The organism is Marinomonas piezotolerans (assembly GCF_003362755.1).
Classification (GTDB): Bacteria; Pseudomonadota; Gammaproteobacteria; order Pseudomonadales; family Marinomonadaceae; genus Marinomonas; species Marinomonas piezotolerans.
Genome location: NZ_QKRA01000002.1, coordinates 203,820 through 225,446, shown reverse-complemented (window position 1 = coordinate 225,446; position 21,627 = coordinate 203,820). Strand labels below are relative to the sequence as shown.

Genomic DNA, 21,627 nt, shown 5'->3' with positions numbered 1-21,627 from the left:
TTTTTATTAGGTTTTTAGCCTTCAAGCTTCACCACCGTAATTTGCCAACCGTTATTCGTGGCCTTGGTGTCTGCACGCATTTCCATTGCATTAGTTCTAATGAAATAGAATTTTTTACCTTCCATTACATTGAGCTTCGCCATGGTGTTTTTCATTCGCGTATCAATCACACCTTGAGGTTTCTCGGAAGTGGTTGCCTCAGCGGATACAACAACCTGACCTTCGTAGGTGCCCCGCAAATCAGGTTCAGCGGAATCACCGGTTTGACGAGGATTCCAATACCATTGTGTTTCGGGATGCGCGTGTTCATTTGAATTAAGCCAGATTAGTCCCTGAAGAATCAGGTACTCATGCTGAATTTGGTTAAGGTTTTCATACACGGAAGAGCGAATGCTTCTGAGCTTAGACAGCCCTACCCCAAGATCTTCGACGTTTTCGTCGGCAAACTCACGAACACTTGATAAAAAGGTGTTCATGTCTGAGAGAACTTTCTCTTTGGCTTGATCGATGTTGTCTATTCGTTCCATTTGAAACCTAACGCTTTGCTCACCGGTGAATTAGGAGCGCAGCGAGTAATTTGTCCGTGCGCAGCAACTTGTTATGCATGTATTTCATTAACCGAGTCTGAAGAATTTATCTGATTTTTTAAGTGTTAACACAGAATTTTCATCAATAAACTCTTGGCTTAGTGAAGCCAATTTATCTTTTAGCACAGACATAATGACCTGAACTTTATTCTCATTTGCTAGACATGCCAGTGTTGCTAATTTATCTTGATCCGACGCTTCCAAATAATCTTGTATAGTAAATTCAGGAAAGGACGCACCCGTTTCTTTAACGAATTCCACAAATGCCATATCAAATGCTAATGCAGCAGCCCTCGGAGCACCATCTCCAGAAACTCTTTCTTGATTTACGATTGAAAACTCAATTTCATTTGTATCGCTTTTGGTGCCAACATTAAAGCTCAAAGAAAAGTCTTTAAATATCGCCCTACTAAATGACTTCAAATGCTTATTAAATACTTCAATATTCTGACTTAGTTGTAATATTTGAAGTTTATTTTTTTCTCGGAGTTTTTGAATATTTATGTCTAGCTTAGATATTTCACTAGATTCATGCTGAACTTCATCGACGACTACGCTTATCCTGCCTCTCTCTTCACGTTTGTCTTGTATTTCTTTTTCTATCACGACGAAGCCCGAAAGATGCGATTCACCTACAAGTGCAGAGAACAGATTCTTTTCTTCATCTAATAGGCTATTCAACCTATTTTCCATATTAACTACAGTGAGTTTATAGTCACTGATTTTATCATTAAGATAATTAACCTTCTTTGATACCACCTGCTTATGAAACTCTATTGTATCTTCCAGTGTTTTTTTAAGATCAGGGAGCAACAATTTAGCTTCTTCATATACCTTCTCTATTAAATCAGTATTTATATTCGATTTCTTTTCTTCATATCCACTTATGGTTCTTTGAGAATATGAGATTCTTATATTCAACTTTGATATTTCACTTGTTAATTGTGCAATTTCCTCTCGAATTTTTTTTAGCTTTTCAACGCCTTTGTTTTGAGAATCCTTGAAATCAAACAACTCTTCTTTATTCTTTAATATCTCTATTTCATCATCGATAGATTTAAGCTTATCTTTATAGTCTTGCTCCGTCCTTCCATTCAACAGCATTGAAATTCTATCATTTCGTTGGTTTCTTTCTTCCCCAAACTGAATCTCACTAGAAAGATCATTATGCCCCGAAAAGCCAAATAGATATGAGTAATACAATATATACTGCTGGTCACTTGTATTTGAGTTTAGATATCGATAGATATTAGAGGCAGTTTTTTTATCCAAGCGAACAAAACGATTCTTAATTGAAGAGTAGGTAGGGTTAGCAATACTAAACCCGAGGATCGGGGCTAACGCTGCTTTAAATTTTCCATTTGTATCAAATTTATCATCATTAATAGATGAATATATTTTTTGAATAGTGCGTTTTTTTTGCTGAACCTTATGTATTCTACGATTAATTCTATAATTCTTTTTATTTACGCACACATCAAGGGAAAACAACACCCTTCCACTAGTAACCATATCCTCAATGGCTTCATTTTTCGTTCGTGACTCTGGGTCATGCCAAATACTCTTACCATCAGAGCCTAAGCAAAAGTTTAATACTCTTAGCGCAGTGCTTTTCCCAATCTGGTTACCGTCGTCCTCGCTATTGGTAATTATGTTAATTCCGTCTTTGAATTGAATTTCACGAATTATTATCTCGTCGAAAAATACTTTTAAATTAATTATCTGCATAATTTTATGTTTCCGAAGCTATCCAGCTCAATTGCATTCAGCAGATACAACCAATCAAGCCCCAAATAAAAGTAAGTTAAAGAAATCTTGTTAGTTCTATTATGAAAAAGGTCAAATAGCCTTATAGGATCAACAGATTTCTCATTCGATTCTCTTAGAACTAAAATAATAGAAGCTCCTATAACATATAGGCTTTTTTGAGGCTCAGATACATCATCAATAATCATAAGGCCTCTCCAATATTTTACAATTGATAAACCCATAGCAAACTATCAAGTTTGCTGAGTCACGAACGTCTTCCACTGGGGTTGCATGAAAATCAATTCTTGCATTCTCTAAAATTGAATCAGTAACTTGCTGCAAAAGTAGGTCTGAGTGATTTCGAATAGTCGAAATCACTGAATCCTTATCTTTAATTGCTACTCTTTCATGAATCAGAAGTTGTCGGCGATGATTCTTATAGTTTTGATGTATAGACCTAAGAAACTTATTTTTTGCTCCAGGATCCTCATCATCAATCGCATCAATTTGCTCTTCTACTAGAGTTAAAAAACTAACACAGTCGATGATTTCTTCAGAAAACACTCTTACATTATTAAAATCTAGCTTCTCATCTGGTTCAGGCAACTCACCGGCACTATTGGCCTCCATCTCAGGATCATAATTTTCAATTATTTTCTCCAGCAGAGGGTTAAGAAGTGAGCTAAATCTAGCGACATGGTTCAGGTTGAAAGTTGGACTATTACCAATACCAGACCCATCATATGCCAGACCACCACGATCGGCTTTAATGTCCTTATATGCCATTATTTATCATCCGATTTATTTTTAAAGAACTTAAAAAAATTCAAAAAACCAGAGTTATCAACAGCAATACCACCATTATCAGCAGTAATTGATTTCCCGTTTGACTTCGTTACTGATGATAGAAGGATAGCAACTAATAGCAATACTCCCGCTATTCCAGAAGACCAGATAAATGCTTTAAATGTTTGCTCTGGTGTCATAGCTGAAAACGCATTTGCTTGTATAAAACCCTGATGCACAGACCAAAATATAGCTGCTGAAATTGCAGCCAATCCAAAACCAGCTTTAACTGTTCCTGATAAAAATTTAAGCATATTCATTTATCCTTATCTGACGCTACTTTGCATAACAGCTTAATAGTGCGCATGCTCGTTTATACAATAAACCGTGCGTGCGGGTTATTCTGTTTAGTGCTTTTAGGATAAGAGCACTAAGCATTTGATTATTAAGGGCTAAAAAGCATCTTCAGGCGCTCACTCACTATAAAAACAAGTATGCGCGTTTTTCTAAATAACCGTGCGAATCAAGGAGGGGAGAAGGGTGTGGGCTCTCGTCTTCCTTGACGCTATGTTGACACACTAATCTATTTTTAAATGAGTGCCAATTGTCATGGCCAGATATTTTAAGGGTTGCTGCGATTTGTCATGGAGGTTGATGGCCTTGTCGCGATAAATCACGACCTACAATAATTGGGCCAAGTATAGATGCATAGGCTTCCATGCGTTTGATTCGCGCTGACGGTCTCGGAACGAGACATGGCGCAAGCGACGCAAATGCGTGGTATCGCCAACCCGCAGGTATGAAGGGATTCTATTAAGTTCCGATTTCGTCGCATGTTTTTGGGCGTGTTGATTTACACTGTTGCTGACACTCTTTTTTAATGGGTAATTAGGATGAGCAGTAATACGCTTTCTAGCCAGCAGCGGTCGGCCTTTCAGCAAGCAAGGCTGGCGCGTGATCCGCGTTTTGATGGGACGTTTTTCGTGGCGGTCAAAAGCACGGGGATTTTCTGTCGTCCTATTTGCCCTGCGCGTTTGCCGAACGAATCCAACGTTGCCTACTACCAACAAGCGCTGGAAGCCATGCGCGACGGCTATCGTCCGTGCTTACGTTGCCGACCCGACAGTGCACCCGGTTCCTGTGCTTGGCAGGGCGCTCAAACCACAGCCACGCGAGCGCAAACGCTGCTGTCGAATCTGCCACCGGAGCCGATTAGCACGATTGCCGAGCGTTTGGGCATCTCCGAGCGTTACTTACATAAATTGATTCACGCCGAGTTGGGCCTGTCGCCTAAGAGTGTCCAGCTTTACCACCAGCTAATGTTTGCTAAGCGTTTGTTGCAGCAAACCCGTCTGCCTATTGAGGACGTGGCATCGAGCGTTGGCTTTCACTCCGCCAGACGTTTGCAGAGCATGATGAAAAGCCATTGGTCATTAACACCCTCGCAACTGCGCCGCGCAAACATCGACGGCTTGGAACAGGCTGTGCCTCAGTTGACCCTCTTTCTTGCGTATCGTCCACCTTATCAATGGGCGATGGTTCGAGATTTCTTGCGTAAGCGCGCCCTTACCGAGGTAGAAGAGGTGCGCGATCACAGCTATCGACGCGTATTTAGCGAGGGTGACGTCAATGGTTGGATCTATGCAGAGCATCAACCCGAGCACAATGGGTTTGCAGTGAGCTTATCGATTGATACGTTGCAAGCAGCGCCTAACATACTGGGGACGTTAACGCGCGTGCTCGACCTCAATGCCGACCCTGATCTCATTTTCCAAGCGCTGTTGTCGGCGGGCATCAGCCCTGACGAAGCAGTCGAAGGGCTGCGGTTACCCGGTGTTTGGAGTGTGTTTGAAGCGGGGTGCCGAGCCATTTTAGGTCAGCAAGTGGCGGTGAAAGCGGCCATTTCCCAACTCAACAAACTGACTCAAGCCTTAGGACAAGACAATGGCTTCGGCCTAACATTTCCGACGCCAGAGGCGGTCGCGGCCAGTGACTTAGATTTCTTTAAAATGCCGCAAGCGAGAAAAAACACCTTGCGAGCGTTTGCCCATTATATGGCCACCACCGACACCAAAGACTTTTCGCCCGATGCCGTATTGGCGTTAAAAGGCATTGGCCCTTGGACGCTGGATTATATAATGATGCGCGGGCTGAGCGACCCAGACAGAACGTTAGCGGGCGACTTAATCGTGCGCACTATGACCGAGACGCTGCCGATCCAACCTGAGCGCGCGGCGCCTTGGCGCAGTTATTTAGCCATTCAGTTGTGGCACATGGCCGATGTCATCAAAAATAAGGAACCTGCTATGTACAACCAATACCTTCAAAGCCCTTGTGGACTGATTCATATTCAAGCGACCGAGGAGGGCATTACGGCGATTCGGTTTGTCGAAGCGTCGAGTGCGCCCTCGTCAAACCCATCTGAGCTTACCATTGAAGCCGGCCGCCAGCTCGATGCGTATTTTGCGGGCCAGCTGACGGTGTTTGATTTGCCGCTGGCGGCTCAAGGAACGCCGTTTCAGCAAAACGTTTGGCAAGCGCTTTGCGCCATACCTTTTGGTGAAACACGCAGTTACCAAGACATCGCGAATGCCATCGACAACCCAAAAGGCGTGCGCGCGGTGGGCCTCGCCAATGGCAAGAATCCGATTTCCATTGTGGTACCGTGCCACCGAGTGATCGGCCGCAACGGCAAGCTCACAGGCTATGCAGGCGGGCTAGAACGCAAAGCCGCGTTGCTGACATTAGAAGGCAGCCATTAACCGCCTGTGGCGTTTTCGCGCTCTATAGCTTCTCAGCCAAACGATGCGCTAATTGATGTAAGAAGGGCGCAAACACAAACGAGATGACACCCGCTGCAGGCCAAGCCAATATCCAAGCGTGCAACCAAGACGAAACGAAGTCAGGGGTTAAGCCGATGTTCAAGAAGGTAATCCAAGCGGACATCAACAACGACAATACGAAAGACATCATCGTCGCAAAAATAATACGGTGTTTCATAAGGCGCCTCAGCGTTTATTCATAAGCAATCAAAGCAGCGAGCATAGCAGACCATAGATAGGATCATCATAGATACTTTTGAATCTTTTTCGTACCAGCGACCATTTGACGTGCCCCATTGATTTGATAGATCGCCTTTTCTAGATAGCCAAGCTTGGTTTCAAGCGTCATAATTTAGACCTCTTCACCCACCACCACAGAAGAAACATTGATTATGGAGCACTTAGTTTGGTGGCAGTACGCCGCCATCGCAGGGATTTTCATTTGGAGCGGCTTTGTTCGCACCGGATTAGGCTTTGGCGGAGCCGTCTTAGCTTTGCCATTCTTGCTACTGGTTCACAATGACCCGTTGGTATTTTTACCCATCATTTCGATACATTTACTGGTGTTTTCGAGCTGGATCGCATGGCGAGGCTCACAAAAAGCCAAACAAGGACGCTCCACCGCAGAGCGCGGTGACGCGTCGGGCAATATCGCTTGGGGGTATTTGCGTAAAGCGCTGGGGATCATGATCGTTCCCAAGCTCATTGGTGTATTTGGCCTACTGACCTTGCCGAATGACATCGTCACAGGCGTGATATTTGTCATTGTGGCGGTGTTTGCGATGTCTTACATCGTCAATAAACCGTTTTACAGTAACAACCCTATCGTCAGCACCGGCCTGCTGATGATGGGCGGTTATGTGAGCGGCACATCATTAATCGGCGCGCCGTTGATTGTTTCGGTGTTTGCCACAAAAGTACCGCACCACCAGCTACGCGATACCTTGTTTGTGCTGTGGTTTATCTTAGTCTGCATCAAAATGGTGTCATTCTTGATTGCGGGCGTCGATCTGCAATTGATCCACCAACTGTGGCTGTTGCCGTGTGCCTTCATCGGCCACTTAATCGGTCAGCACTTTCACGAACGTATTGAAAAAACCGACACGCCCACCTTCTTCAAATTTATCGGCTGGGCATTGTTGCTCGTCTGTGTGTTTGGCTTGTACTCGACGTTCTGGTTGTAAAGCTGGGAACAACTTAACCCCTCCCTAACCCTCCCCTTAAAAAAACAAGGGGAGGGAATTCGAAATGCTGCAGAGCTGAAGATCTAGCTCCTCCCCCTTACCAAGGGGGAGGTTGGGTGGGGGTTGCAATGTCTGACGTTACCCAAACAACTTAACCCCTCCCTAACCCTCCCCTTAAAAAAACAAGGGGAGGGAACTCGAAATGCCGCAGTACTGAAGGTCTAGTGGAGGGGGTTGCAATGTCTGACGTTACCCGAACAACTTAACCCCTCCCTAACCCTCCCCTTAAAAAAACAAGGGGAGGGAACTCGAAATGCTACAGTGCTGAAGATCTAGCTCCTCCCCTTAAAAAAACAAGGAGAGGGAACTCGAAATGCTGCAATGCTGAAGATCTGGCTCCTCCCCCTTACCAAGGGGGAGGCTGGGAGGGGGTTGCAACGCCTGACGTTACCCAAACAACTTAACCCCTCCCTAACCCTCCCCTTAAAGAAACAAGGGGAGGGAACTCGAAATGCTGCAGTGTTGGAGGTCTAGCTCCTCCCCTTACCAAGGGGGAGGCTGGGAGGGGGTTGGGTGGGGTTATTTCTTTAGTTCCGCGGCGATGACATCGACAACCCCTTCCATTTCTTGCATCACTTGCTGATTAGTAAAACGCATGACACAAATACCTAGTGACGCCATGTATTGGTCACGCACTTGGTCGTAAGCCATTCCTTCTTCGGTATAGTGGCTATCGCCATCTACCTCAATGACTAGCCGTTTGGCTGGACAATAAAAATCGACAATATAACGCCCAATACCAAACTGACGTCTAACTTTCACTCCCAACTGATTTTTACGCAGATAGCGCCACAACCGCCTTTCGGGGTCCGTCATATTTGCTCTTAGCTGAGAACGTAAGCTCTTTGTTCTTTTCTGATTATAAATCTTCGTCATTCCTTGACTCCTTTTATTACGCTTCCCTAATGCCGACTCGCCCTCATTCAAATAAATTAGGCAGCAGCGCTTTCATTGCCATATTCGTGACACGCTCGACTTCTTCTGACGATGGCGTGGGATAGATTTGCGCCATGCCTAAAAAGCTTGAGTAGGCGATCAAGGCCACGTCGTTGGCTTGTTGTGGAGATAATCCAATCTCTTGATAGCACTCTGCTAGGTAGCTTTGACGTTGCCGATCAATCTTTTCTAGGTGCAGTCTGATGGATGGCTCTTTTAACGCCCACGCACGTATGTGGTGTTCAGCCTCGATACTATGGCTGTTGATGATACGATCCAGCGCTTGTAATCGTTTGAGTGTTGGGAGGGTGGCGTCCACTTGATCAATAAAACCTTGGGTGGTGGTCTGATACCAATGGTCCATTAAACTATCGATGAAAACGGCTCTGTTTTTGAAGTGATGATAAAACGAGCCCTTGGTCACGCCTTTCAACTCACACAAGGGTGTGATCTTTAAATGCTCGGGACCTTTCTTGATCAAGACATCCAAAGCAAAGGTAAGCCAATCTTGGCGACTATTTTGATCCGACATATTTATATCCTTCCTGCCTTCACGGCATTGTTAATCACAACTCGGGCAATCACGTAGTGGAATGGTAAGATGGCGTTCACATACACGCGCCCCAAAAAGGTCTTTTGATTCACGAGCGTTGAAACGATCACGGTGTTGTTGGTCTTCTTGACGCTAATAAAGAAACTCATGTGCTTATCCTCTGCCCCACTGATGACTTCATTATCAGAAATCTCCTTTACCGTTAAAAAGCCCGCTTTGGTACCTACCTCCCAATGATCCGCCTCAGGCGTCATGGTTGTCTGCCCCACCTCAAAACCCAACCGTTTCACCAGGTGGTTACGTAGCCCCATCAAAGCATTTACCCAACTCGGTAGGTAGTTAAAGATTCCAAACTGTAACTGACTCGCTACTAACTCCGTTTGATTCAATGGTACCTGCAACACATCACGAAAATAGGGCGCGCGCGCCAGAGAGGATAAGCGATCATCGTTAGGCTCTGGCAAGGCCCTCACTTGAGAAAAGAAAATGGACACTGGAACACCTCCTCGAATAATACATACCATACAGTATGGTATGTATTATTCTAACAAGCAAGGGGAGGGAACTCGAAACGCTGCAGTGCTGACGGTCTAGCTCCTCCCCCCTTACTAAGGGGGAGGCTGGGTGGGGGTTGCAATGTCTGACGTTACCCGAACACTTTAACCCCTCCCTAACCCTCCCCTTAAAGAAACAAGGGGAGGGAACTCGAAATGCCGCAGTGCTGGAGATCTAGCTCCTCCCACTTACCAAGGGGGAGGCTGGGTGGGGGTTGCAACACCTGACGTTACCCAAACACTTTAACCCCTCCCTAACCCTCCCCTTAAAGAAACAAGGGGAGGGAATTCGAAATGCCGCAGTGCTGGAGATCTAGCTCCTCCCACTTACGAAGGGGGAGGCTGGGTGGGGGTTGCAACACCTGACGTTACCCAAACACTTTAACCCCTCCCTATCCCTCCCCTTAAAAAAACAAGGAGAGGGAACTCGAAATGCTGCAATGCTGAAGATCTGGCTCCTCCCCCTTGCCAAGGGGGAGGCTGGGAGGGGGTTGGGTGGGTTGCAACGCCTGAGGTTATCCAAGCACTTTAACCCCTCCCTAACCCTCCCCTTAAAGAACCAAGGGGAGGGAACTCGAAGCGCTGCAGTACTGAAGGTCTAGCTCCTCCCCCTTACCAAGGGGGAGGCTGGGAGGGGGTTGGGTGGGGGTTGGTTCACTGTGCCAGTTGGTCGACGAGGTAGACGATCGATTGGTACTCAATCCCTGAGTGTTCGGTTAAGCCAATCTCGCAGGTGCGGGAGTTGGAGTAGCCAACATCGCAGTCTTGCACCGCGCTTTTCAGGGTTTTGAGGGCGCTTTGGTTCAGCTCTGGGTTGGAAAAGCCTTTGTCGCCCGCAAAGCCGCAGCAGGTGATGTCTGGCGGGATCACGACGTCGTCAGCCAGTTGTTCGGCAAGCTCGATAAATGTTTGCCCTAATCCCATGCGGGTGGTGCTACAGGTGATGTGCAATGCCATTTTCGGTAGCTTTTGCTCTATCGATAGATTTGCCACGACAAACTTAGATAAGAATTCGACTTGCTCGTAAAGCGTCAAAGATGGATCGAGTGTGTCTCTCATGGTCAGTAAGCATGGGCTGGTATCGCAGACGATGGGGAGTGTGCCTTGTTGACTGGCCTCCATCAATAAGGTGTTGAGATCGTTGGCTTTTTTAGCTGCCGCGTCGAATTGCCCTTTGGATTGGAACGCCATGCCACAGCATTGGCTTTCGATGCCTTTAGGTACAATCACGTTATAACCTGCTTTTTTAAGAACAGATAGCATGACCTCCATGACTGGCCGCTTGTCGGACGCATCTGGGCCTGCGCCCATCACACGTGTCGCGCAGCTAGGCATGTACACTACATTCGGGCGCTCGTCGTTCACCAGCGGGATGCGCTGTGGCATGGCTGCGGCGCTCGGCATTTGCGCATGCCATTTTGGTATCATGCCGCCGCTTAAACCGTTCGCCAGCTTGGTGACCGCCTTCATACCGCCGTTGCCGATTACGGAGCGCATGCCATTTGCCACGGATAATCCTGCGCGTGCCGTATGGCTAACCCCTGCAAAATGATCCGCAATCCAATAGCCAACCTTGCTATCACCGTAACGATCATGGCGCAGCTCACGGCTTAAATCGCCAGTATTGATCCCGACAGGACATTGCATTGAGCACAATCCGCATGCGGCACAGGTATCGACGCCTTGGTAACTGTATGCTTGACGAAGTTCCGCTAGACGCTCAGGAGCGTCGCCGGCGCGTTCCAAACGCTGGATTTCACGCCAAAGTACGATGCGTTGGCGTGGTGTTAACGTCAGATCACGAGACGGGCAGGCGTGTTCACAAAAGCCACATTCAATGCAGGTATCCACTTTATCGTTGGCTTGCGGCAGCGGCTTTAGGTTTTCAACATGAATGTTGGCGTTATGACTGAGAATCACATCTGGGTTCAATAAACCTTTGGGATCAAACGCTTTTTTGAGTTGCCACATGATGTCATAGGCTTGCTGCCCCCATTCCAACAGCACGTAAGGTGCCATATTACGGCCTGTGCCATGCTCTGCTTTCAGCGAGCCGTTGTATTTCACCGCGACCAGCTGGGCGACTTCGTCCATCAGCGCTTCATAGCGTTTTACTTCCGCCGGGTCATCAAAGCCTTGAGTGAACACAAAGTGCAGGTTGCCTTCCAGCGCATGTCCGAACAGAATCGCCTCGCTGTAGCCGTATTTTTGAAAAACACTTTGTAGCTCAGCCACACCTTCGGCCAATTGTTCCACGGGAAACGCTACGTCTTCGATGATGACCGTCGTCCCCACCTCACGCACCGCTCCCACCGCTGGAAACATCCCTTTGCGGATTTTCCAGTAGGTGTCGTACAGGACTTTTTCTTGGGTAAACTCAATCTCGTACAAAGCATTCATGCCCTGTAGCGCCTGCGTCACCTGCAAAAGCTTTGTTTCAAGCGCCTCAGCCGTGCTACCTCGGACATCAACCAGTAAGCCTGCTACCTCATCGCCTAGGTGGTTCAATAGCTCAGGCATACCGGGTTTACCTGCAACGGTACGCAAGCCCGCTCGGTCTATCAGCTCTACGGCGGATACCGGCGTGCTTTTTAATACGGTGACTGCGCGGCAGGCGGCGTCCATATCAGGGAAGTAGATTAACGCAGCTGCTTTGATTGGATGCTCTTCTACGGTGGCGTACGTCACTTCACTGATAAAGCCCAGTGTGCCTTCCGAACCGATCATCAAATGCATCAAGATATCGAACGGGTCATCAAAGTCGATAAGGCTGTTGATACTGTATCCTGTTGTATTCTTTAAGCGGTATTTGTGTCTTATTCTGTCGGCTAATTCACGATTGCTTTGTACCGTACGAGACATTGACGCCAGCTCATACAGCAGTGTTCCATGGCTTTCTCTAAAAGCCGCCCGACTTTGCTCATCTGCTGTATCCAGCAGTGTGCCGTCGGCCATGATGATGCGCATGGATTGAACGGTGTGATAGCTGTTTTGTGCAGTACCACAGCACATGCCGCTGGCGTTGTTAGCGGCAATTCCGCCGATCATGCAAGCGTTAATGGACGCAGGATCAGGGCCGATTTTGCGTTGATAGGGAGCAAGCAACTGATTGGCACGTGCGCCGATGACTCCTGGTTGCAGTGATACAGAGTGCCCTTGTTCGTGGATTCGATAGCCTTTCCATTGATCCGATAGCTGAATCAACACCGAGTCGGTCACTGCTTGCCCTGACAAACTGGTCCCTGCCGCGCGAAACGTTACGGGGATATTGCGTGCTTGGGTTTCTTGCAACACACAGCGCACCTCGTCTTCATCGTGCACTCGCACCACAAGTTGTGGCACCAAACGGTAAAAGCTGGCGTCTGTGCCGTATGCCAAGGTACGTAATGGGTCGTGAATCAAACGCTCTCGGTCAATGTGCCGCGCTAGCGTATCGAGCAAGGATTGGTATTGAGGCTTCATAGTGTCTTCCACAATCAAAATAAATTGGTATTACCAATTTACCTTTGTTATTTTGTAGACAATAGAAATCTTTCCTAACATTGTCAATGAATGATTTTTTAGGATTTTAGCTGCATTTTTGTAGCAGTTTAATTGGTTTTACCAATTTATTGGTTATCCACAGATGATCTAGATTATGGGATAACACGGCTATTGGTCAGACCAGATGAAGAACCTTTCTCAACTCAATGATTTAGAGATCGTTGTAGCAGGATGTAGAATGAATCGACCCTCACTAAACCGTGTAAAGCAGCCCAAAATTTCCGACATCATCATGCAAGAGCTAGAAAGCATGATCCTAGATGGCACGTTTAAACCAGGTGAGAAGCTTCCGCCAGAGCGCCAACTTGCCGAGCGTTTTGAGGTATCGCGGCCTTCACTGCGCGAAGCCATACAAAAGCTGGTCGCTCGAGACATATTGTATTCGCGCCAAGGTGGTGGCACCTATGTGTCAGATAAACTCGGCGCTTCGTTTACGGATCCTCTACAGGCGTTACTGAGTTCACATGATGAATTTCTGTATGACCAACTTGAGTTTCGTGACGCGCTGGAAGGGTTATCGGCTTATTACGCGGCACTGCGCAGTACCGATGCCGATAAAGCCATGCTCACGCGCAGGTACCAAGCGCTCGTTGCAGCCAACGAACAAGAAGATGCCCAGCTCGAATCAAAACTCGATGCAGAGTTTCACATGGCGATTGCAGAAGCGGCCCATAACGTTGTGCTGCTCCACACGCTTCGCAGCTTGTTTTCTACCCTCGAACGCAGCATCTCTTCGAATCTAACCAACTTATTTGAAAAGAAAAATGCACGCCCGCAAGTCATGGCACAGCATCAAGCGTTGTACGACGCCATTATGGAAGGCCGACCAGACGACGCGCGCAATGCCGTGCACGAACATCTGGTGTTTGTCGAAGATAACCTATTAGAAATGCGCCGCGAAGCGTCAAGAATTCAGCGATCTTTGCGGCGTAATGAGCATGAGTGATTGCTACCAGTAGTAACCCATCTTCAATGACCACCGTTGTTGGCGCGACGAGCTGAGCGATGTACGAACATCCCAGTCTGGCGATGCGCCCAGCGCCTGCTCCCAAGTCACGACCATGTCTTGGTCGTGGTTAGACTGTTCTAACCCTGTTTCCCATTTCGCTGTAACCTTGGTACGCCACCAACGAGTAGGCTTGGTAATAACGCCCAGCTCTGAGCCAAGATATGTGTAGCTTAATGCCCTATAGGCGGTTTGCACTCTGCCCGTTATTAAGCCGTACACGACAGTCTCGTCTGTGCCGTACGCTTTGCCAATACCACCATCCATGTACCCAACGGTACAGTTCTGACATGCATTAGAAGCAGGGCGTAAACCGAAGCCAAAGCTCCACGATAAGCCTTTATCGCCAATCAAGTCTGTTTGGTCAGGCTTGATATGCCGTATCTCAACCAAGCCAAGGCGCTTAATGCCATTTTTTTCACGATCGCTGATCGTTAGATCCAATGCTTGCAAAGCCGAGAAGTTATTTTCACGCTCATTGATTGATAACTCATCGTAATAATTACCGCGAATGCGAACCTCAGTGCTTCCTTGGTTGCGATGATCGGCTCGATGTACGATTTGCAGCAGCGAAGGTTTTTGCGTGGCGTGAGGAGGCACCGCCTCAACATCAGACCATTGTGAATGAAGACCCGCCGGAAGCGTAAACCGCTGCAATAATACTTGTTTGCGCTGTATCGCTTGCACTTCGGTCAACCCATCGTGGCGCACTTCCAAATAACTAAAGTAATCCAACAGAACATCTAGGATCTGATTACGACTGGTGAACGATTCATCCTTAAGCAATCGATCAAGGGGAGTCTCCTGCCTGACAAAAGCCCTGATGTGTTCCTGCTGTGCTGCCGTAAGCTGTGCATATCGGTCATAGAATTGCTGTTGTCGGGAAGGGGTTCTCTCTACTTTTGTGACAAGGTCTGGGTGGTTATCCGCTAGGGAGCTAATAACATCATAGGGGAGCACCCACGGGTACTTCGTCGAAAGTATCGATTTGTTGGAGACTAGCTCTAAAAGCTCAGCCAGCTGAAACGCACAGTTTTCCGTAAAAAAGTAATAGTCAAAGACCACATTTTGTAACTCATACCTATGTGCGAGAAGTAACTGTATCTGTTTCGGTGTTAAAGATAACGAGTACTCCCACAGATTGCGCAGCTCATCTTCGTTATAAACATGACTATGATGGTAAAACGGTTCATCGGAAAACCGAGCCTCATAGCCACCCGTAATACCTTGAAAAATATACGTTAATTTATTGTCTTGTGGTGGGACCATCGCCCCGAAATTGAAGGTGTTGTCGAGTAAGCGAGCATTGTTGTTGAGTTTTAACCGAAGTAACAAATGCCCAAACATAGACGCAGGGTTTCCGAGAAATCCAGCGGCATAAACAACACTCACTTCGTTAACTGGATATTGACTCAAGTACTGCTCGTACTCAGGACATGTATCAGCCAAATTTCTAGCTGATACTAATTTACGTTGTTGAAGAAATTGATAGCGAGCTGGAAATCGACAAATAGTAGATGTAGAACCAAACAGAAAGGCATCAAGGGTCGCTTGTAATTCCGCGTGGGGGTCTGATGGCCCCGATTGCGATAAGAAAAAATCAGAGGACGTTACCGAGCTTTTAACCCCCGTAATCATTTGACTCTGATAGTGACCCAAGCGCAACCATTGCGGACTTTCTGCCAGCGCTTTTAGATAAGCGTCTTGTGCCCATGCAGCTGTACTGAGCCAGAGCAAGCTCATCATCCACCAAGCTTTCATGTCAGACCTTTTGAATTATCGAATAAAAAAGGCCATACAAAGTATGGCCTTTATAAGAAAGCAATGTTTCAGTTTAGCGATTAAGCACCGCAGTTGACGGCATTGGCAGTCAACGCATGGTAGTAAGCTTCAGATTTCGCGCTTACAGCCATTGCTTCATAGCCCGCTTGAGATACTTGATTGACAACGTCCAAGCGCACACCAGACATGATCGTTGCGTAGTCTTCTTGACGGCAATCCATCATTCCTAACATCGCAGAGATATACTCGCCTTCACCTTTCGCCGTTTCTTCTAGTACGTTGTTGAAACTCTTTTGAATAAACATGGCCGTTTGAACACGCTTGCCTTCACAAGAGCCAGCAGACGTCAATTTAGACGATACTGCCGTTGTACCCAAATCCCAGATGATGTTTGAAAGTGCTGCCGCAGTGCCGTTATCATCAAAAATCATCGCACCGATACCACAATGTTTCCATGGGTTGATGTCTTCATCAGCTAAGGCATGGGTAGAAGATAGTGCAACAGTCGCTAGAATAGCAGCAGAAATTGGCTTGATCATAATGTCATTCCCTAAAACGTAGTTAAAAGCACGACTCCATTCGTGTCGCGCAACAAAAGTCCGCGTAAAGATATAAAAAAGGGGCTCATGGCGCAATGCAAAAAATCAAAACATGGCCAACATCGGGCAACGATATGACTCACGGCCAGAGACTAAAACCACACCCCCCGTTTGATATTACGTTCGTAACACCACCATAACGTAATCGCTCGCGCGACGAAGAACGTTGCCATACTGAACCAAAGACCATGATTGCCCATTCCTTGGGTGATGAACCAAAGCGGGAAGAAGATACCTAACACACTGAGGATCATAGTGTTTTGCATCTGTTTTACGCTGGTGGTGCCTATAAAAATGCCATCCAGCATATAGGACCAAATACCCAACAGAGGAAAAGCGATCAACCAAGGTAGATACAGTTTTGCTTCTTCTTTAACAGACTCAACGCTGGTGAGTAAGGCAATGATTTGATTGCCAAAAGCGGTAAATACTAAGGTCAATATGACCGCACAAATCAGCGCCCAAAGCGTTGAAAGGCGAATCACTTTTTGGAACATGGCTTTGTTTTTACGACCGATGTATTCACCACACAGCGCTTCTACCGAGAATGCAAAACCATCCAACGCGTTGGAGATAATCATCAAGAATGTCAGTAAGACGGCATTTGCCGCGAGAATCGCATCCCCTTGTCGTGCTCCCATCGCGGTAAAAAAGCTCATCACTAGTAATAACAAAATGGTACGTACAAATAAGTAACGGTTGACTTGAACAAGCTCGATGTAAGTGCGCCATTTCACCAGCGATAGGAGCGGAACGTGGCCGTCGAACTTACGCAACTGCGCGGCTGCAAGCCAAAATGCCACGCAGACTCCTAGATAGTGCGCGGCGACCGTTGCCCACGCGACGCCGACACTCGCCATATTCAGTTGATACACCGCGACATAGTCAAACACCATATTCGCCAAGTTGATAATCAACAGCATCCATAATGGACCTTTGGAATATTGCACCCCAAAAAACCACCCCATCAAAGCATAGCCCGCCAGCACCGCTGGGGCGCTGTAAATGCGTGCTTCACAATACGCTCTTGCCCACGGCTCTAGCTCAGCACTCGGCTCCATCAAGTAGATCGCCAAATCGATCAATGGCGTTTTAAACAGGATCAACAACATTCCAATACCCACTCCCATCGTGACGGACTGCAGTAATAGAGCACGTACTTGGCGACCATCTTCTCGCCCCAACGCTTGCGCGGTTAATCCGGTAGCGCCCATGCGCAAAAAACCAAATGCCCAGAAGATAAAACTGAATATGCTTGCCCCAATGGCAACAGCCCCCAAATGTACGGCCGTCTCCAAATGACCCACTACCGCAGTATCCACCAAGCCAAGTAGCGGCGTCGTAATATTTGAGATCATCGGGGGCCAAGCCATATGCCAAATTCTTCGGTGTAGTGGCCAGTCTGGTATGCGTTGTATCAACCACTGAAACATGAATTTCAATTCCTTTATAAAAAACCAGTCTCACTGCGAAAAAATGTGGATAACATTTTTATCCACTGACACCAGCAAGTCTTTTCTATCTGTGGACATATCTATTGGTTATACACAAATAAGCTATTGATCGGTTGTTTTCCCCGATTTTTATTAGCATTTACGGATATACATTGGAAAAACATTGTCAGAAAGCTACTTTATCCACATTAAAAGCGGTTTATTCGAAACGTATCCTTATGTATTGACATCTGGATAAGTGGTCGTTTTTTCCACAATTTGCTTCAATATGTCGGTATATTTGCTAAACTTCGCGCCAAATATTTTAAGGGCTTATCCATGAAAAAAACATTTAAACCCATACTTGAAGGCCTCGCTGTCGGCTGTGTCTTTGTCAGCATCACAATGCTGTTTTCGATTCCAATGTACATGAGTTTAATCATCGGCGCATTGGCGGCGTTAGGTGGTTGGCATAACTCTGTCAAAATGGACAAAGCCAAAGCCGAAAAAAAGGCCGCTAAGGACGACCAGAGCAATGCCTAGCTATGGAGAAGGTGATGCGACATTAAATGCCGTGGGAGGCATGGAAGGCTTAACCAAGCTCGTCCATTGCTTTTATCGTCTGATGGAAACGACACCAGATTACCGTCCGTTGTTTGATATGCATCCTCAACCCATTGATACGTCCATCGACAAGTTAATCTTATTCTTGCATGGCTGGATGGGCGGGGAGCGTATGTATGCCAAAAAATACGGCCAAATCGCCTTGCCCCGTGCGCACGCGCATTTGAACGTCAATGATGCAGAACGCATGATGTGGTTGAACTGCATGGCCGATGCATTAGCCGAATGTGACTACCCAGACGACTTGAAAGACTACCTAATATCAGCCCTAAGTGTACCCGCAGGCCGTATTCAACAAGTTAGCCAAGCCCAACGATAAATCAAAATGAGCCTTGCAAACAGTGTCCTAATTACGCTGCTTGGTTACTTCTATCCCCAATCGTTTGGCTAGCCGCACGAGGTTTGCACGATCCATCCCCAGTAAACGTGCCGCCTGGGACCAGTTGAGCTGCGCTGAGTCCAGTGCCTGCTGGATCTGCTGACGTTGAAACTGCTCCGTCGCTTTTTTTAAATTCTGTGTTGTTGCTAGGAGCTCAGTAGAATCATCAGGAGCATTGTCAGCCACCTCCGTCTCAGTGACAAATAAGTCCAACCCACTAAGATGTGTCGTATCAATACAAGTAATACCATGATGCGTATGATGCTTTGCATGCAACGCCGCACGAGACATAACATGTTCTAATTCCCTAACATTGCCTGGCCAAGAATAGCGTTCTAATAGCTGACTGGCATTGGCAGATAGCGTGAGTTGCTGTAATCCAAATTTACGCCGCAGTTGCTCAGCAAAAAAACCCGCCAGCCGTAAAACGTCACCATCGCGCTCACGTAAAGGCGGCACCCGAATCGGAAACACGCTCAGACGATGGTAGAGATCAGCGCGAAAGCGCTTCTCTATCACATCCTGTTTTAGATGACGATTGGTCGCCGCGATAATGCGTACGTCGACGTACTCTAACGCATCCTTGCCAACCGCTTGAATTTCCTGATTTTGAATGGCTCTGAGTAGACTTCCTTGTGCTTCAAGCGGTAGCTCACCGATTTCGTCAAGAAACAAGGTGCCACCATTTGCCAGCGAAAACTTGCCAATACGATCCCTATCAGCCCCCGTAAAGGCTCCTTTCACATGACCAAACAACTCACTTTCTATCAAATTCTCAGGGATGGCAGCACAGTTTACATACACCATGGGGGCTTGCCCGCGTTTGGATAAGCGGTGTAGGTTACGCGCGACCAGCTCTTTACCGACACCTGTTTCACCTTCAATCAAAACAGCTAAGTCTGCCGGTGCGACTAACTCAAGGTTTTGACGCAAGGTGTGCATCGCTGGGCTATTGCCCACCATATCGCTCCCATCTTTTAGCATTGCTTCTTCGTTGAACTCAACTAACAGATTTTGCGCATGTTTCGACTGCTGCTCTAAGCGGTCTAGCAGCATAGCAGTGTTTAAGCTCATCGCCGCCATAGTGGCAACGATATCTAATGCCCGCGCATCGATGTCGTCAAATACTCCAGGAGTCATACTATCAAGTGTCACCACCCCCAATAGCTCTCCTTGTACATATAGGGGAATCCCCATACAAGCATGAACAGGCAAACCATCATCATGACCAACTACCATACCGTCATAAGGATCAGGTAACGTACTCCCCGTAGGAAAGCGGACGGGCTGATAGGAATCACATATCGCTGCAAAGCGAGGATGCTCGGCAATATCAAAACGGCGCCCCATAACATCATCGCGCAGACCCTGCTGCGCAAGTGGTTGCAGTACGCCTTGTTGGCGCACCAATAAAACTACGGCGTCACTTTCGATCATGGCTCGCACCGCTCGAATCAAGCGCTCAAAGCGATCTTCCAGTGTCACCGCACTGGCAAGATCTAACGCAAATCGAAGTAAGGTATCGCTGGAGATCATTGTCTTCTCACTCTGTTTCTTACATAAGTCATATTGACCTAAATAAAACATAATGACACATAAATTATTGAGTCAATATGACTCAAGTCAATTTTTATTTTTTATTAAACATTTGATTTATAAAGAAATTATTAATTGGCACTGTTTTCGCTATGTACCAGACAAAGGTTCTGTATTTAGAACCATAAAGCAACGGCGATACCATCTTAACGGAGCCTAATTTATGTTGTCTCAAACACATATTGATACTGTCAAAGCAACAATTCCTGTATTAGCCTCAGCAGGCACAGCCATCACCGAACATTTTTACAACCGCATGTTCACTCATAACCCTGAGCTAAAAGATGTATTCAATATGTCGCATCAGGCCACGGGACGTCAGCCTGCGGCGCTGTTCAATGCCATTGCCGCCTATGCGACGCACATCGATAATTTGGAAGTGTTAACAGGGGCCGTCATGCGCATCGCCCACAAACACACCAGCTTTAATATCCAGCCAGACCAATACGATATTGTCGGCCATCATTTAATTGAAACTCTGCGTGAGCTAGTAGGCGATGCCTTCACCCCTGAGATTGAAGAGGCCTGGGTCGCGGCATATCAGCAACTTGCTGATATTTTTATCCAAATCGAAGGGGATTTATACAAAGCGAATGCAGCAAAACAAGGTGGGTGGGATGATTTCCGTAAATTCCGTGTTATCAAAAAACAACCAGAATCCGAGCTCGTTACCAGCTTTGTCCTAGAGCCTGTTGATGGGGGTGCGGTGATTGACTACCAACCGGGTCAATACCTCGGCATTAAAGTTCATCCTACGAACCATGAATTTGACGAGATCCGTCAATACAGCCTTTCTACTGCCCCGAATGGCAAAAACTACCGTATCAGTGTAAAGCGCGAGCTGAGCGATGTAAAAAATGGTGTGGTCTCTAATTACCTGCACGAAAGCGTTCAAGAAGGCGATGAGGTAGCATTAATGCCGCCAGCCGGAGACTTTTGTTATCAAGAGCGCGAACGCCCGGTCGTTCTGATCTCAGCAGGGGTGGGTTTAACCCCAATGAACGCAATGCTGGATACGCTGGCGGCACAAAGCAGTAAGAACCCTATTTTCTACCTGCACGCATGTCGTAATCCACAACAGCACTCATTCGCAAAGCATGTTGCCAGCTTAGCGGATACGTTAGCACTGACTTACTACACATGGTATGAAACCGATGCGCCTGAGAACACTGATCATGTGTTAGCCGGCCAAATGCAACTGGCGCAAGTAGCTGAAGTACTGCCGCTAAACGATGGCGACTTTTACTTATGTGGGCCAGTCGGTTTTATGATGTTTATCAAAGAACAACTGCTAAGTCTAGGTGTCACCGAAGACCGCATTCATTATGAAGTCTTTGGACCACATCAAAGCTTTTAAAGGCTTAACCCCTCCTAACCTTCCCCTTAAAGACACAAGGGGAAGGGACGCAAGATATCTCAGGTCTGATGGTCTTT

The 21,627-nt window shown here is 46.9% G+C and carries 20 protein-coding genes; 6 read left to right on the top strand and 14 right to left on the bottom strand.

Annotation, left to right across the window (positions count from 1 at the left end; translation table 11 throughout):
- Window positions 1-14: 14 nt before the first annotated feature.
- From DN730_RS05000 to DN730_RS04980, 5 genes are all read right to left on the bottom strand, one after another.
- Window positions 15-527, bottom strand: a complete 513-nt coding sequence (locus tag DN730_RS05000) for a hypothetical protein (RefSeq protein WP_115467015.1) — start codon at window positions 525-527, stop codon at window positions 15-17.
- A gap of 87 nt (window positions 528-614) precedes the next feature.
- Entirely contained in the window at window positions 615-2,315 is a 1,701-nt protein-coding gene (locus DN730_RS04995; protein WP_115467014.1) for a DUF2326 domain-containing protein, read from the bottom strand.
- The gene (locus DN730_RS04990; RefSeq protein ID WP_115467013.1) at window positions 2,306-2,542 is read right to left on the bottom strand and encodes an ABC-three component system middle component 6; all 237 of its coding nucleotides are present in this window, start codon (window positions 2,540-2,542) and stop codon (window positions 2,306-2,308) included. The genes DN730_RS04995 and DN730_RS04990 overlap by 10 nt, the downstream gene beginning before the upstream one ends.
- A complete protein-coding gene (locus DN730_RS04985; RefSeq protein ID WP_115467012.1) occupies window positions 2,532-3,122 on the bottom strand; it encodes a hypothetical protein in 591 nt (196 codons plus the stop codon). The genes DN730_RS04990 and DN730_RS04985 overlap by 11 nt, the downstream gene beginning before the upstream one ends.
- Entirely contained in the window at window positions 3,122-3,436 is a 315-nt protein-coding gene (locus DN730_RS04980) for a hypothetical protein (protein ID WP_115467011.1), read from the bottom strand. The genes DN730_RS04985 and DN730_RS04980 overlap by 1 nt, the downstream gene beginning before the upstream one ends.
- A gap of 579 nt (window positions 3,437-4,015) precedes the next feature.
- Between DN730_RS04980 and DN730_RS19385 the strand changes: the two genes are divergently transcribed.
- Entirely contained in the window at window positions 4,016-5,884 is a 1,869-nt protein-coding gene (locus tag DN730_RS19385) for a methylated-DNA--[protein]-cysteine S-methyltransferase (protein ID WP_115467010.1), read from the top strand.
- Between the two features lie 22 nt (window positions 5,885-5,906).
- Here the strand turns inward: DN730_RS19385 and DN730_RS04970 are convergent, their stop codons facing one another.
- On the bottom strand, window positions 5,907-6,122 hold the full coding sequence (locus tag DN730_RS04970) for a DUF2798 domain-containing protein (RefSeq protein WP_115467009.1): 216 nt from the start codon (window positions 6,120-6,122) through the stop codon (window positions 5,907-5,909).
- A 214-nt stretch (window positions 6,123-6,336) separates the two neighbouring features.
- Here DN730_RS04970 and DN730_RS04965 point away from each other — a divergent pair, with 214 nt between their 5' ends.
- Window positions 6,337-7,128 carry a sulfite exporter TauE/SafE family protein gene (locus tag DN730_RS04965; RefSeq protein WP_115467008.1) on the top strand — a complete coding sequence of 264 codons (792 nt, stop codon included), beginning with the start codon at window positions 6,337-6,339 and terminating at the stop codon, window positions 7,126-7,128.
- Between the two features lie 579 nt (window positions 7,129-7,707).
- On the opposite strand, the gene DN730_RS04960 is transcribed toward DN730_RS04965, so the two are convergent.
- From DN730_RS04960 to DN730_RS04945, 4 genes are all read right to left on the bottom strand, one after another.
- Window positions 7,708-8,064 (bottom strand): endonuclease domain-containing protein, encoded by a 357-nt coding sequence (locus DN730_RS04960; protein WP_115467007.1) that lies wholly within the window; start codon window positions 8,062-8,064, stop codon window positions 7,708-7,710.
- Window positions 8,065-8,107: 43 nt separating this feature from the next.
- Window positions 8,108-8,656, bottom strand: a complete 549-nt coding sequence (locus DN730_RS04955) for a TetR/AcrR family transcriptional regulator (protein ID WP_115467006.1) — start codon at window positions 8,654-8,656, stop codon at window positions 8,108-8,110.
- 2 nt (window positions 8,657-8,658) lie between these two features.
- Window positions 8,659-9,171 (bottom strand): DUF2867 domain-containing protein, encoded by a 513-nt coding sequence (locus tag DN730_RS04950; protein WP_245957890.1) that lies wholly within the window; start codon window positions 9,169-9,171, stop codon window positions 8,659-8,661.
- Between the two features lie 714 nt (window positions 9,172-9,885).
- A complete protein-coding gene (locus DN730_RS04945; protein WP_115467004.1) occupies window positions 9,886-12,693 on the bottom strand; it encodes an FAD-binding and (Fe-S)-binding domain-containing protein in 2,808 nt (935 codons plus the stop codon).
- A gap of 259 nt (window positions 12,694-12,952) precedes the next feature.
- On the opposite strand from DN730_RS04945, the gene DN730_RS04940 reads away from it, so the two are divergent.
- Window positions 12,953-13,720, top strand: a complete 768-nt coding sequence (locus tag DN730_RS04940) for an FCD domain-containing protein (protein ID WP_115467003.1) — start codon at window positions 12,953-12,955, stop codon at window positions 13,718-13,720.
- A 3-nt stretch (window positions 13,721-13,723) separates the two neighbouring features.
- Here DN730_RS04940 and DN730_RS04935 read toward each other — a convergent pair whose 3' ends face one another.
- The 3 genes from DN730_RS04935 to DN730_RS04925 all read right to left on the bottom strand — a co-directional run bounded on the left by DN730_RS04935 (window position 13,724) and on the right by DN730_RS04925 (window position 17,594).
- Window positions 13,724-15,541 (bottom strand): Lnb N-terminal periplasmic domain-containing protein, encoded by a 1,818-nt coding sequence (locus DN730_RS04935; RefSeq protein ID WP_115467002.1) that lies wholly within the window; start codon window positions 15,539-15,541, stop codon window positions 13,724-13,726.
- A gap of 80 nt (window positions 15,542-15,621) precedes the next feature.
- Entirely contained in the window at window positions 15,622-16,101 is a 480-nt protein-coding gene (locus tag DN730_RS04930; protein ID WP_115467001.1) for a DUF3015 family protein, read from the bottom strand.
- 152 nt (window positions 16,102-16,253) lie between these two features.
- On the bottom strand, window positions 16,254-17,594 hold the full coding sequence (locus DN730_RS04925) for an MATE family efflux transporter (protein WP_245957889.1): 1,341 nt from the start codon (window positions 17,592-17,594) through the stop codon (window positions 16,254-16,256).
- A 339-nt stretch (window positions 17,595-17,933) separates the two neighbouring features.
- Between DN730_RS04925 and DN730_RS04920 the strand changes: the two genes are divergently transcribed.
- Both DN730_RS04920 and DN730_RS04915 read left to right on the top strand, forming a co-directional pair.
- On the top strand, window positions 17,934-18,137 hold the full coding sequence (locus tag DN730_RS04920; RefSeq protein ID WP_115467000.1) for a hypothetical protein: 204 nt from the start codon (window positions 17,934-17,936) through the stop codon (window positions 18,135-18,137).
- The gene (locus DN730_RS04915; RefSeq protein ID WP_115466999.1) at window positions 18,130-18,537 is read left to right on the top strand and encodes a globin domain-containing protein; all 408 of its coding nucleotides are present in this window, start codon (window positions 18,130-18,132) and stop codon (window positions 18,535-18,537) included. The genes DN730_RS04920 and DN730_RS04915 overlap by 8 nt, the downstream gene beginning before the upstream one ends.
- A gap of 27 nt (window positions 18,538-18,564) precedes the next feature.
- Here the strand turns inward: DN730_RS04915 and norR are convergent, their stop codons facing one another.
- On the bottom strand, window positions 18,565-20,184 hold the full coding sequence (norR, locus tag DN730_RS04910) for a nitric oxide reductase transcriptional regulator NorR (RefSeq protein ID WP_115466998.1): 1,620 nt from the start codon (window positions 20,182-20,184) through the stop codon (window positions 18,565-18,567).
- Window positions 20,185-20,356: 172 nt separating this feature from the next.
- On the opposite strand from norR, the gene hmpA reads away from it, so the two are divergent.
- Complete coding sequence (gene hmpA, locus DN730_RS04905; RefSeq protein ID WP_115466997.1) at window positions 20,357-21,550, top strand: NO-inducible flavohemoprotein; 1,194 nt, start codon at window positions 20,357-20,359, stop codon at window positions 21,548-21,550.
- The last annotated feature ends 77 nt before the right edge of the window (window positions 21,551-21,627 follow it).